Source organism: Croceivirga sp. JEA036 (assembly GCF_011882165.1).
GTDB lineage: Bacteria > Bacteroidota > Bacteroidia > Flavobacteriales > Flavobacteriaceae > Croceivirga.
On sequence record NZ_JAATON010000002.1, the window covers coordinates 397,591 to 410,828 of the forward strand.

Sequence of the window (13,238 nt, forward strand, 5' to 3'; positions counted from 1 at the left end):
TCCATGCTTTAGCAGTCCACAGCACTTAAATCTCAGTAGTAATTTTTAAATTCGTGCTTTTAACACTATTCTGATGTCCGAACAAAAAAGACTATTTCTTTTAGATGCTTACGCACTTATCTTCCGTGGTTACTATGCATTAATCAAAAACCCAAGAATCAATAGCAAAGGCATGGATACTAGTGCCATTATGGGATTTATGAATTCTCTTTTTGATGTGATGCGAAGGGAGCAACCAGACCATTTGGCCGTAGCCTTTGATAAAGGAGGGAGTGTGGAACGTACAGAATTGTTTGAAGAATATAAAGCGAATAGAGACGAAACACCAGAGGCTATCAAAATTGCCGTACCCTATATACAAAGCATTTTAAAGGCAATGAAGATACCTGTTGTAGAACTAGAGGGTTATGAGGCGGATGATTTAATTGGTACGCTATCCAAGCAGGCCGAAAAAGAAGGCTACAAGGTGTTTATGGTGACTCCAGATAAAGATTTTGGGCAATTAGTAAGTGAAAACATCTTTATGTACCGCCCTGCCCGTATGGGTAATGGTATAGAGATTTGGGGAATTCCAGAGGTGCAAAAAAGATTTGGAGTAGAACGCCCAGAACAGGTTATAGATTATTTAGGGATGATGGGCGATGCGAGCGATAACATACCTGGATTACCTGGTGTTGGAGACAAAACCGCAAAAAAGTTTCTGGAACAGTTTGGTAGCATGGAAGGCTTGCTGGCCAATACGGACCAGTTAAAAGGAAAAATGAAAGAAAAGGTTGAAGCAAATGCGGAATTAGGTAGACTATCCCGCCAACTTGCTGAAATCAAGACTGATTGCGAGGTAACATTTGATGCAGATGATTATGAAATTTGTCCGCCAGATGCTGAGAAAGTACAAGAGTTGTTTGAAGAATTGGAATTTAGACGCCTAAAAGACCAGTTCTTAAAATTATATGCTGGTGAAGCAGATGCGGGCACTCAAATCAGCAGTACAACAACGGCTAAAAAAGAAGTTAAATTAGCGGGTAGTGGTCAATTTACATTATTTGGTGGCGACCCTGCTGAAGCTGCTGCCACCATTACAGAAAGTAATAGTCGTAAAACTTTAAAAGATGTAAGCCACCATTACCAATTAGTAGAAGAAGGTTTTGCTACTGAAATGTTTCTGAAAAACTTACTTTCACAGACTTCGGTATGTTTTGATACGGAAACCACTTCTTTAAACCCTTTAGAAGCAGAATTGGTTGGTATCGCTTTTAGCTGGGAAGCTGGTAAAGGATTTTACATTCCCTTTCCTGAGAATCAGCAAGAAGCGAAAGAAAAAATTGAACTGGTAAGGCCTTTCTTTGAATCGGATTCAATCGAAAAAATAGGACAGAATTTAAAATACGATATTAAAGTGATGCATCGCTATGGAGTAGATGTTAATGGTAAATTGTTTGATACCATGTTGGCACACTACCTCATCAACCCAGATATGCGCCACAACATGGATGTACTTTCAGAAACATATCTTAATTACACCCCAATTTCAATAACAGAATTGATTGGCAAAAAAGGAAAAAATCAACTGAGTATGCGCCAAGTTCCGTTAGATCAACAAACGGAATATGCCGTAGAAGATGCTGATATAACGTATCAATTGGCACAGCAATTTAAACCAGAATTAGAAGAAGCTGAAACCACAAAACTTTTTGAAGAAATAGAAATTCCTTTGTTGCGTGTCTTAGCAGATATGGAATCAGAGGGTATTAATTTAGATAAAGAATTTCTCAACTCCCTATCTACAGAATTAGATAACGACATAAAGAACTTAGAACAAAAAGTATTTAAGGCAGCCGGAGAAGAATTCAATATAGGTTCCCCGAAACAACTAGGCGAAATATTATTTGGCAAACTTAAGTTGGTGGACAAGCCTAAAAAGACCAAAACTGGACAATATTCTACTTCAGAAGATGTATTATCTTACTTGGCCAAGGAGCACAAAATTATACAAGATGTATTGGATTACCGCGGTCTCACCAAACTTAAAAGCACTTATGTAGATGCGTTGCCAGAACAAGTGGAAGAAGCTACAGGTAGGGTACATACGGATTATATGCAAACCGTAGCCGCCACAGGCCGTTTAAGCAGTAATAATCCTAACTTACAAAACATTCCAATTAGAACAGAACGCGGCAGACAAGTACGTAAAGCTTTTGTACCTAGAGATGAGAACTACGTGCTTTTAGCCGCAGATTACTCCCAGATAGAACTACGTATTATAGCTGCATTAAGTGAAGAAGACACCATGATAGAAGCTTTTAAAAACGGTATGGATATTCACGCCGCTACAGCATCTAAAGTTTTTGGAGTACCTATGGAAGAGGTTACACGTGAACAGCGTAGTAATGCCAAAACAGTAAACTTTGGTATTATCTATGGAGTATCTGCATTTGGGCTTAGCAACCAAACTGATTTGAGTCGTTCAGAAGCCAAAGAATTGATTGACACCTATTACAAAACCTACCCAAAATTACGCAACTATATGAGCGAGCAGGTAGATTTTGCACGCGATAATGGTTATGTACAGACCGTTTTAGGTAGACGTAGGTATTTAAAGGATATTAATGCTGGAAATCAAGTAGTACGTGGTGCAGCAGAACGTAATGCGGTTAATGCTCCTATACAAGGAAGTGCAGCAGATATTATTAAAATTGCCATGATTAATATCCATAAAAAATTAGAAGAAGGCAAATACAAAACCAAAATGTTATTGCAGGTACATGATGAATTGGTGTTTGATTGTCATAAGGACGAATTGGAGGAAATGAAACAATTGATACAGTCTGAAATGGAAAATGCTTATACCATGGCAGTTCCTTTAGATGTAGAAGTAGGCATTGGCCAAAATTGGTTAGAAGCGCATTAATATAACATCATTGAAAAAAAATAAAAACCCTCAAGAATTCTCTTCTTAAGGGTTTTATTTTAAAGATTTGTTGCCTCTAGCGCTATTGCCAATTCTTCATTGGTAGGCACTATTAAAACAGGCACAGAACTTTCTTTAGCTATATTTCGCGTGTTAGCAAGTCGTTTATTGTTTAACACTGCGTCCAAATTTATATTAAAACAATCCAAGCCTTCACAAGATTCCCATCGTACTTCGTCACTATTCTCTCCTACCCCTGCTGTAAAAATCAATGCATCAATTCCGCCTAAAGCCGCTATATAGGCTCCAATATATTTTTTAATGCGATACGTATAAATGGCCAAGGCCAAAGCTGCATCTTTATCCCCATCTTTTCTTTTTTGTAAAATCGTCCGCAAATCGTTATCACCCGCAATACCCAACAATCCGCTCCTTTTGTTAACACTTTCCTTTAAATCGGAAACCGTGAAACCTTTCTCATGCAAATAGAAAAGAACAGAAGGGTCTAAATCTCCACTTCGGGTACCCATCATTAAACCTGGTAAAGGGCCTAACCCCATTGTTGTATCAATACAAACTCCATCCTTAATAGCCGCCATGCTACAGCCATTTCCTAAATGGATAGAAATTACCTTATACTTTTCTCCCAAACCTAGAAAATCTACACCTTTATTTGCAACGTATTTATGGGAGGTTCCGTGAAAACCATATACCCGCACCCCATAATCTGTATACCACTCTTTAGGTACCGGATATCGATATGCCTTAGCAGGTAAATTCGCATAAAAAGAAGTATCAAAAACAGCATATTGTTTAACACCTTTAAAAATCTGTTCGGCAACTTCAATACCTTTTAAATTGGCAGAATTGTGTAGCGGTGCCAAACCAAAAAGTTTTTTAATCTCTGCCTTCACCTCTGGTGTAGCCAACATACTTTTCTTTAAAATCTCTCCACCATGTACTACCCGGTGACCAACGGCAAATAAGTCCGTCGGTTGTTCTATGAGCTTTATGGTACCTTCCATTAACCATTGGGCTACCACAGTAAGACCAACTTCAAAATTAGGTATAGCCATTTCTTTTTGTACTCCTTCCTTAGCATCCGAAGAAAAGGTTACAATGCTTTTTTCTTTTCCGATTTCTTCAATGGCGCCCTTAGCTAAAACCGACTGCTCTGGTAATTGAATTAATTGAAATTTGAGGGAAGAACTACCCGAATTTAAAACTAAGATTCTCAATGTTGTATGGGTTTAGTTGGATATTTTAATCTTCTTGGGCTTGTACCGCAGTAATAATTACCGTGTTTACAATATCATCTACCGTGCAACCCCTGCTCAAATCGTTTATAGGCTTATTAAGCCCCTGTAATACAGGTCCTATAGCCAACGCTCCGGTTTCTCGCTGCACGGCCTTATAGGTATTATTACCTGTATTTAAATCAGGAAAAATCAATACATTGGCTTTCCCGGCAACTAAAGAGTTTGGCATCTTTTTTTGCCCAACTTGTAAATCAACTGCGGCATCGTATTGTATTGGACCTTCAATTAACAAATTAGGATTACTAGCTTTTACCAATTTAGTAGCCTCACGTACTTTCTCTACTTCTTCCCCCTTACCAGATTCACCTGAAGAATACGATAGCATGGCCACTTTTGGCTCCAAACCAAAATTATTGGCCGTTTGCGCAGAAGAAATAGCAATTTCTGCCAATTGAGCCGCTGTAGGATTTGGGTTAACCGCACAATCTCCGTACACCAGTACTTTGTGCTCCAAACACATAAAGAAAACAGAAGAAACTACATTTACATTGGGTTTTGTTTTTACAAACTGCAATGCAGGCCTTATGGTATGCTGGGTGGTATGTACGGCTCCAGAAACCATACCATCTGCGTCTCCTGAATAGACCATCATAGTTCCAAAATACGAAACGTCTCGCATTAAATCTTCCGCTATTTTACGGGTAACGTTTTTGTGCTTACGCGCCTCATAGAGCGTTTCTACGTACTGATCAAATTTTACGTATTCTGATGGATTAATTATGGCCACTTTTTCCAAATCTATAGCCAAGCCACTATTGATAATTTTTTCTGTAATTATTTTAGGGTTACCCAATAAGGTGACTTTAACTACACCATCCCTACTTAATATTTCCGTAGCTTTTAAAATACGATCATCCTCACCTTCTGGCAAAACAATATGTTTTTTATTTGCGGTTGCCATCTCCATGATTCGGTAACGAAACATCTTTGGCGTTAAAACATCGGTTTTAAAATTGGTAAACTTATTAATAAGGTAATCCACGTCTACATGTGAATTAAATTCTCGTATAGCCGCATTGAACTTAGTTCTATATTCTAATTTTAACTTAGGAACTATGCTATCTAGGGCTAAAGCGGTATTAAACGTATTAGTTTTCACCTTTAAAATAGGTACTGTCCGTTTTAAGCCTTCTAGAAGATTAATAACCACCGTATCTACATCATGAATACCCGTTAAGACGATGCCAGATATTGATGGGTAGTTTTTAGATTGGTTGGCCTGCAACGTTCCTAAAATAATATCTAAACGGTCTGCCGGCGTAACCACTACACAGCCTTCGCTCATAAATTCTAGATAATTTTTTAATTGCATTGCTGCTATAGACACCCTATGCATTTGTTTTTGGTTCAACTCTTCTTCTCCAAATAAAACCTGGGCTTTTAAGGTCTCTGCCACCTCTGATAGCATAGGAGCAGAAAGTGTAGGAATTTGCGGAATGGCAGAAAACAATTTCTTCTTACCCGTGCCACCAAGCTTTTCACGTAGCATAGACAGGTAATCGTCTGTATCATCTTCTTTAACCTTATTCACTATAGTACCAATAACTTCACAATTAAACTCTTCAAACTGGTCTAGAGCAATGTGTAGTTGGCGGGCCAATTCCTTAGGTTTTTTATCCTTACCATTACCTATAAGCAATACCGGCGCACCAATATTTTGGGCAATACGTGCGTTTATTTCAAATTCAAAATGACTGTTTTCTCCAACAAAATCGGTTCCTTCTATCAAAACCACATCGTGTTTTTTCTCAAGATTCTTGTAATCCACAATTATCCTTTCTATAACACGCTCAAACTTGCCCTCCTCCAGTAAATCGCTCATTTCACTAGCTTGAAATGAGAAAGATTCGTCATACGTTTGTTTAGAATTTACCATACCTAAAACCAAAGTGATGTTATCATCGTTTTCTTGTGTATCTAGGATGATGGGTTTAAAATACCCAACAGTTCCCGTACGTTTAAGCAAGGTATCTACGATGCCAACAGACACTAACGATTTGCCACTATTTGCCTCTAAACCGGAGATATAAATTGACTTTGTCATTAACTATTCTGATTTCTTTAAAATTAAGGATTGAAGTATAAATTACCCTGTACTTCCCAGTTTTTCTTGCAATCTTAATTAGACTATAGGTGATTAACCCATAATCTAAAGAAAAATACCATTTCAAAATTCTAGTAAATCGCAGAGGTTAACTATGACGATTGTCAGGTTTATACCGAAGCGACAGGAAAGTTATCAACTGGCTTCATAATTAGCACCCAACGTATCCAGGACCTTTAAAAAGTTTGCAAATTCAGTAGGATTCATATCTTTTACGGCCAGCCTACGCAAACGTAAAGCTTCTGGCAAAACCTTGTCCACAATTTCTGCCCCTACAGTGGTTAGCTCTAATTTAAATCGTTTTAAATCCCCTTCAAAACGCGTTTTTTTAATCCACCCTTTTCGTTCTAAACCTCCAATAACCCTAGAAATTGTGGCTCTATTTCTAAAATTAAGCTGGGTTATTTCACTTTGGGAGGCCTCTTCGCCCATGTTATATACCTGGTGCATTATAACCCATTGTTCTATGGTTATGTGTACATCCAAATTATCAAAGGCCCGCAAATAAGCATCTTGTATTTTTCTTAGTACCAAATCTAGGTGTAGGCCTATGCCGTGAATTTCATCAATCTTGTTCAACATACTACCGCAAAATTTAACCTAAAATTTCTACAAAATCCTAGCGTGATTCAATTTTTCTTTTAATTTTGTTGCATCAACAACAATTAATTGATAGTATTAAGCTAAAACTACTGCAATATGGAAGCAAATACACTAGAAAAACAATATACGGAGCAGGACTTTATGCCTATTAACGGAACGGATTACGTAGAACTTTATGTTGGTAATTCCTTACAAGCTGCACACTACTACAAAACCGCCTTTGGTTTTCAATCCTTAGCCCACGCGGGCTTGGCTACTGGCTTAAAAGACCGCGAAAGTTATGTTGTGGTACAAGATAAAATTAGATTGGTACTTACTTCTCCATTAAAAAGTGGTACAACCATTGGCAAACACATAGACCAACATGGCGATGGCGTCAAGGTGGTTGCCCTATGGGTAGAAGATGCTACACAAGCGTACAATACCGCCATGGAAAAAGGTGCAAGGTCCTATCAAGAACCCATTACGGAAGAAGATGCCAATGGCAAAGTAGTGCGTGCGGGCATTTACACCTATGGTGAAACCGTGCACATGTTTGTAGAGCGCAAAGATTACAACGGTACTTTTTTACCGGGCTTTACCAAGTGGGAAACACCAGATTACAACCCGGCCCCAACTGGTTTAAAATATGTAGACCACATGGTAGGTAATGTAGGGTGGAACAAAATGAATCACTGGGTAAACTTCTACGAGCAGGTGATGGGCTTCAAAAACATACTTTCTTTTGACGATAATGACATTTCTACAGAGTATACTGCCTTAATGAGCAAAGTAATGAGTAATGGTAACGGCCGTATTAAATTCCCGATAAACGAACCTGCAGAAGGGAAGAAAAAATCTCAGGTAGAAGAATATTTAGATTTTTATGAGGGTGAAGGCGTACAACATATTGCGGTTGCCACCGATGATATTATTAAAACGGTACGTGACTTACGTTCTAGAGGCGTAGAATTTTTACGAGTGCCAGACACGTATTATGATGTGGTAACCGACCGTGTAGGTGAGATTGATGAGGATATTGCTCCGTTAAAAGAATTAGGCATATTGGTAGACCGTGATGATGAAGGCTACTTGCTACAAATCTTTACAAAACCAGTAGAACCAAGACCTACCATGTTTTTTGAGATTATACAGCGTAAAGGCGCACAATCTTTTGGCAAAGGTAATTTTAAAGCCTTGTTTGAAGCTATTGAGCGTGAACAAGAACTAAGAGGAACCTTACATTAATTTGGTTACCATTGCGCAATTGGCGTTCTAGTTTTCCGTAACTTAATGCCAATTGCCCAACAAAACCTTTTAACTAAAAACATATGCCTATCTATCACAAACTTGGAAAAATACCTCCTAAACGCCATACCCAGTTTACTAAACCAGATGGCAGCTTGTATTATGAGCAACTGTTTGGCACCATTGGGTTTGATGGTATGAGTTCCCTATCCTATCACATTCACCGGCCTACCCAAGTAAAAGAAATTGGTAAAGCTGTAGATGTAGCTCCAAAAATAGCAGTAGCCAAAAACATTACCTCCCGTAAATTTATTGGATTTGATGTTGCTCCCAAGGACGATTATCTAGAAGCTCGTGAACCTTTATTGGTAAATAGTGATGTGCATGTAGGCTTGGCAGCCCCTAAAAAATCGTTAACGGAGTATTTCTATAAAAATGCAGATGCAGACGAAATGCTTTTTATTCATAAAGGTTCTGGAACGTTACGTACTTTTTTGGGAAACATTCCTTTTGAATATGGCGATTATTTAATCATTCCCAGAGGAATGATTTACCAAATAGATTTTGATACGGAAGACAATAGAATTCTTTTTGCGGAATCCTTTTCGCCTATTTACACCCCTAAAAGGTATCGTAATTGGTTTGGGCAATTGTTAGAACATTCGCCCTTTTGTGAGCGCGATTATAAATTGCCACAAGATTTACAAAGTTTTGATGAGAAGGGAGCCTTCACGCTTAAAATTAAAAAACAAGGCATGTTGCATAGCTTAGTCTACGCTACACACCCTTTTGATGTTGTGGGCTGGGATGGTTATAATTTTCCTTACGGGTTTAGTATACACAATTTTGAGCCCATTACGGGCCGTGTTCACCAACCACCTCCAGTACACCAAACCTTTGAAACCAACGCTTTTGTGGTCTGCTCTTTTTGTCCACGTTTGTACGATTATCATCCAAAGGCCATACCCGCACCTTACAATCATTCCAATATAGATTCTGATGAGGTTTTATATTATGTAGATGGAGATTTTATGAGTAGAACAGGTATTGGACCAGGTTATATTTCCCTGCATCCAGCTGGTATACCCCATGGACCACACCCCGGCACGTACGAAGCAAGCATTGGCAAAAAAGGTACTGAAGAATTAGCCGTTATGATAGATACGTTTAAACCCTTAATGGTTACAGAAAATGCCTTAAAGATAGATGATGGGGCATACTACAAGTCTTGGGTGGAATAATTAAGTTTTCCAACAATAGCACAAACACGGTTAAATTAAGTAATGTTTTCTGCAACAGCAGAAATGAATATAAAACTATGATAATAAACATACCCGCTAATTCAGATTTTAGCATTCATAATATTCCTTTTGGCATTTTTTCTACTAAAGATAGAAGCCCTAGAGCGGGCGTTGCCTTTGGCGACCATATTCTAGACTTAGCAGCTGTTGCAGAATTAGATGTATTCAATTTTAATACAGCGGTTTTAGAACGGTCAGACCTAAATGATTTCATTGCTCTTGGAAAAGAAATCACTTCTAAAGTTAGAACCGATATTCAAGCTTGGTTGCAGGACGATAATTCCGTTTTGGCCAATAAGCCTGAGCTTTTTGTGCTCCAAACAGAAGCTCAAATGCACATGCCGGTTTGCGTTGGGGATTATACTGATTTCTACTCAAGCATTGAGCATGCCACTAATGTCGGTAAGATGTTTCGCGACCCAGAAAATGCGCTTTTACCCAACTGGAAACATATCCCCGTTGGGTATCACGGTAGAGCTAGTTCCATTGTGGTAAGTGGGCAACCCATACACAGACCTAAAGGACAAACCCTACCCAAAGATGCCACCCAACCCATATTTGGGCCTACGCAGCGGTTAGATTTTGAGTTGGAAATGGGCTTTATTGTCGGCAAGAACACACAAATGGGCGACGCTATTACAACCAGTGAAGCAGAAGACTATATTTTTGGACTGGTATTATTCAATGACTGGTCCGCTCGTGACATTCAAAAATGGGAATATGTTCCATTAGGACCCTTTTTGGCCAAAAATTTTGCCTCTTCCATTTCTCCATGGATTGTCACTTTAGAAGCATTGGACCAATTTAGAGTCCAAGGTCCAACACAAGAACCCAAAGTACTTCCGTATTTAGAGTATGAGGGCTCAAAAAATTATGATATTCACCTAGAGGTTTCTTTAACTCCCGAAAATGGAGAAGAAACTACTATCTGCCAAAGTAATTTTAAATACATGTATTGGAACATGACCCAACAACTGGCTCACCATACAGTTAACGGCTGCAACCTACATGTTGGGGATATGATGGCATCTGGCACCATTTCTGGAAAAGATGAAAATAGCTACGGATCCATGTTAGAACTAGCTTGGATGGGTACCAAACCTGTACAACTTAAAGATGGTACGGAACGTAAATTTATACATGATGGCGATACGGTAACCATGCGTGGGTATGCAGAAAAAGAGGGGAAACGTATTGGTTTTGGTAAAGTTAGTACAAAGGTTTTACCTACAAAATAAAGAGGTATGGCAATAAAAACTATTGACCCAAACAGCATATCGCAACCAGAGCTACATAATATACTTTTAACAGCAGTTGCACCTAGACCTATTTGCTTTGCTAGTACGGTAGACAAAGAAGGCAAGGTAAATTTAAGTCCGTTTAGTTTTTTTAACGTATTTAGTTCCAATCCGCCTATTCTTATATTTTCTCCAGCACGTTCTGGAAGAGACAACAGTCTTAAACACACACACGAGAATGTAGTTGAGGTACCAGAAGTAACTATCAATATTGTTAATCACGCAATGGTGGAGCAAATGTCGCTCGCCAGTACAGCATATGCCAAAGGTGTAAACGAATTTGAAAAAGCTGGCTTTACCCAATCTCCTTCAGAAAAAATAAGACCACCCCGAGTTGCGGAAGCCCCCGTTGCCTTGGAATGCACCGTACAAGAAGTTATAGAGCTAGCACAAACGCCAGGAGCAGGAAATTTGGTCATTGCCAAAGTAGTAAATGTGCACCTAAACGAAGATTATCTTACCAATGGGCAATTAGATACTACCAAATTAGATTTGGTTGGGCGTATGGGAGGCAGCCATTATGTACATGCCAATGGCGAGGCCCTTTTTGAGATACCAAAACCCATACGAACACTTGGCATTGGCGTAGATGCATTGCCAGAAGGTATACGTAATAGTAGTGTATTAACAGGAAATAATTTAGGACGATTGGGCAATATGGAAGCTTTGCCTACTGCAGATTTGATAAATTCCATAGTTAAAGAAATGGACCTGCCAGCTACCAAAATAGAAATTCACCAACTAGCAAAATCCATTCTAGAAGAAGGTAACACCATCAAAGCGATGGCACTATTACTACATGCCGAAACACTAAACAACTAAGATGAACAACGATATTACGAGCAGTTTTAAACCGTTTTTACAACCCAAGGAGGTATATAAAGGCGGCAAAAACATACCGCCAAGCAACAAAAAAATATACAAACTCTCTTCCAATGAGAATCCGCTTGGGGCATCCCCAAAAGCCGTTAGAGCCGCTAAAGCAATACTAGACAAAGTAGTCCTTTATCCAGATCAAACGGATATACGATTACGGGAAGCACTTACAGCAGATTTTAACAATGAAATTACAGCGGACCAATTTATCACAGGAAATAGTGGCTCCGAGGTTATAGATATGCTTTTACGGGCATTTGTTCGAGAGGGTGATGAGGTAATTTTTTCTAACCCCTGCTTCTTACCGTATGCTGTTTTTTCTAGATGGTACGGTAGCAAGCAAATAGATGTACCCTTGAAAGCACCTAATTACGAGTTAGATGTAGAAGGCATCTTAAATGCCATTACGGCCAAAACCAAGGTTATCTTTTTAACCACACCCAACAATCCTACGGGGACATATATTCCAAAGTTGGTTTTGGATGAATTCTTAAAACGCGTACCGAAAAGCATTCTGGTGGTTATAGATGAAGTATACCGGCATTTTGCAGATGCAGAAGATTATGTTACCGCATTGCACTATGTAAAACAAGGATACAGCGTAATTGGGCTAAACAGTTTTTCTAAGACCTATGGATTAGCAGGCTTACGTATTGGCTATGGGTATACCACGGCAACTATTGCTAATTACCTGCGATTAATTCACAAACCGTTTTTATTGCCCATAACATCCATAGAAGCGGCTATTGGCGCTTTAAATGACCACGAATTCATTTCCGAGACGGTAAAAACGATTAAAGAAGGCAGAAAAATGATTGTAGATGCATTTGAGGAACTCAACATAAAATATTGGCCTAGCCAAGCGAACTTTTTTATCATAGAACCACCATTGCCAGAAATGGAATTTACAGATAAAATGATGCAAGAAGGAATCATGGTAAGACCCGTAACACAGTTTGGCGCTCCAGGCAAAGTACGTATAAGTATTGGCAATAAAGAGGCAAATTTAGCCTTGATCAAGGCACTTGAAAATATAAAAACCCGAGACTAGCTCGGGTTTTACTTTTTCAATTTAGATAGGTTTTATCTATTGCTTTGTAAAAATTATCGTAGCCTCAGTTAAATTTTCATCATCAAATTCATTACCGGCCACAACCATTGTATCACCATCTATTTGCACTGTAATTGTTTCTTCTTCTAAATCTTCATTTATAAAGGTAAGCTGGTCTCCTTCTAAACGCCAAACAGAAGTTTCCGTATCGCTTTGGGTTGGGCAAGGAACATCTAAGCCTGTAGGACCAGAATTTACCTCTAAAAAAGATATCTTATCAGTAGCTGTAACGGAACCTTCAGCATCAAATTCAAAAGTCAACAACGCACAGTTTTCCGCATTCAATTCATCCACGATCTCCTCGAATAAATTCAATTGTGTAGAATTTTCTTCCTCTATTTGCACATCGGTCATTAACCAAGTACCAACAATAGGACTTACAGCCAGGCTGTCCATGCCAGAATCGTCTTCATCATTAGAACAAGAGAATAATACCAAAGCCGCAAAAGCACTCAAAAAGAAGTTCTTTTTCATCTTAAATTAATTTATGA

Annotated in this window: 10 protein-coding genes; 6 read left to right on the forward strand and 4 right to left on the reverse strand. The window is 38.8% G+C overall.

All coding sequences use genetic code 11. From position 1 onward, the window contains the following. Positions 1 to 73: 73 nt before the first annotated feature. Positions 74 to 2,908, forward strand: a complete 2,835-nt coding sequence (polA, locus tag HCO57_RS06600) for a DNA polymerase I (protein ID WP_167988360.1) — start codon at positions 74 to 76, stop codon at positions 2,906 to 2,908. Positions 2,909 to 2,967: 59 nt separating this feature from the next. Here polA and HCO57_RS06605 read toward each other — a convergent pair whose 3' ends face one another. From HCO57_RS06605 to HCO57_RS06615, 3 genes are all read right to left on the reverse strand, one after another. Then, positions 2,968 to 4,146 (reverse strand): acetate/propionate family kinase, encoded by a 1,179-nt coding sequence (locus tag HCO57_RS06605; RefSeq protein ID WP_167988361.1) that lies wholly within the window; start codon positions 4,144 to 4,146, stop codon positions 2,968 to 2,970. Positions 4,147 to 4,171: 25 nt separating this feature from the next. Beyond that, complete coding sequence (pta, locus tag HCO57_RS06610) at positions 4,172 to 6,271, reverse strand: phosphate acetyltransferase (protein ID WP_167988362.1); 2,100 nt, start codon at positions 6,269 to 6,271, stop codon at positions 4,172 to 4,174. A 195-nt stretch (positions 6,272 to 6,466) separates the two neighbouring features. Beyond that, entirely contained in the window at positions 6,467 to 6,913 is a 447-nt protein-coding gene (locus tag HCO57_RS06615; RefSeq protein ID WP_167988363.1) for a MarR family winged helix-turn-helix transcriptional regulator, read from the reverse strand. 117 nt (positions 6,914 to 7,030) lie between these two features. On the opposite strand from HCO57_RS06615, the gene hppD reads away from it, so the two are divergent. The 5 genes from hppD to hisC all read left to right on the forward strand — a co-directional run bounded on the left by hppD (position 7,031) and on the right by hisC (position 12,687). Next, positions 7,031 to 8,161: a 4-hydroxyphenylpyruvate dioxygenase gene (gene hppD / locus HCO57_RS06620; protein ID WP_167988364.1), complete on the forward strand. Its 1,131-nt coding sequence runs from the start codon at positions 7,031 to 7,033 to the stop codon at positions 8,159 to 8,161. A gap of 83 nt (positions 8,162 to 8,244) precedes the next feature. Next, entirely contained in the window at positions 8,245 to 9,402 is a 1,158-nt protein-coding gene (locus HCO57_RS06625; RefSeq protein WP_167988365.1) for a homogentisate 1,2-dioxygenase, read from the forward strand. A 77-nt stretch (positions 9,403 to 9,479) separates the two neighbouring features. Next, a complete protein-coding gene (gene fahA / locus HCO57_RS06630) occupies positions 9,480 to 10,700 on the forward strand; it encodes a fumarylacetoacetase (RefSeq protein WP_167988366.1) in 1,221 nt (406 codons plus the stop codon). Positions 10,701 to 10,706: 6 nt separating this feature from the next. Next, a complete protein-coding gene (locus HCO57_RS06635; RefSeq protein WP_167988367.1) occupies positions 10,707 to 11,582 on the forward strand; it encodes a flavin reductase family protein in 876 nt (291 codons plus the stop codon). 1 nt (position 11,583) lies between these two features. Further along, on the forward strand, positions 11,584 to 12,687 hold the full coding sequence (hisC, locus tag HCO57_RS06640; RefSeq protein WP_167988368.1) for a histidinol-phosphate transaminase: 1,104 nt from the start codon (positions 11,584 to 11,586) through the stop codon (positions 12,685 to 12,687). A gap of 36 nt (positions 12,688 to 12,723) precedes the next feature. Here the strand turns inward: hisC and HCO57_RS06645 are convergent, their stop codons facing one another. After that, on the reverse strand, positions 12,724 to 13,221 hold the full coding sequence (locus HCO57_RS06645) for a lipocalin family protein (protein ID WP_167988369.1): 498 nt from the start codon (positions 13,219 to 13,221) through the stop codon (positions 12,724 to 12,726). Positions 13,222 to 13,238 lie beyond the last annotated feature (17 nt).

Excerpts from the sequence above, each read along its gene's own strand:
- polA (WP_167988360.1), top strand. The coding sequence starts at position 74 with ATGTCCGAACAAAAAAGACTATTTCTTTTAGATGCTTACGCACTTATC.
- pta (WP_167988362.1), bottom strand. The coding sequence starts at position 6,271 with ATGACAAAGTCAATTTATATCTCCGGTTTAGAGGCAAATAGTGGCAAA.
- HCO57_RS06615 (WP_167988363.1), bottom strand. The coding sequence starts at position 6,913 with ATGTTGAACAAGATTGATGAAATTCACGGCATAGGCCTACACCTAGAT.
- hppD (WP_167988364.1), top strand. The coding sequence starts at position 7,031 with ATGGAAGCAAATACACTAGAAAAACAATATACGGAGCAGGACTTTATG.
- HCO57_RS06625 (WP_167988365.1), top strand. The coding sequence starts at position 8,245 with ATGCCTATCTATCACAAACTTGGAAAAATACCTCCTAAACGCCATACC.
- fahA (WP_167988366.1), top strand. The coding sequence starts at position 9,480 with ATGATAATAAACATACCCGCTAATTCAGATTTTAGCATTCATAATATT.
- HCO57_RS06635 (WP_167988367.1), top strand. The coding sequence starts at position 10,707 with ATGGCAATAAAAACTATTGACCCAAACAGCATATCGCAACCAGAGCTA.
- hisC (WP_167988368.1), top strand. The coding sequence starts at position 11,584 with ATGAACAACGATATTACGAGCAGTTTTAAACCGTTTTTACAACCCAAG.
- HCO57_RS06645 (WP_167988369.1), bottom strand. The coding sequence starts at position 13,221 with ATGAAAAAGAACTTCTTTTTGAGTGCTTTTGCGGCTTTGGTATTATTC.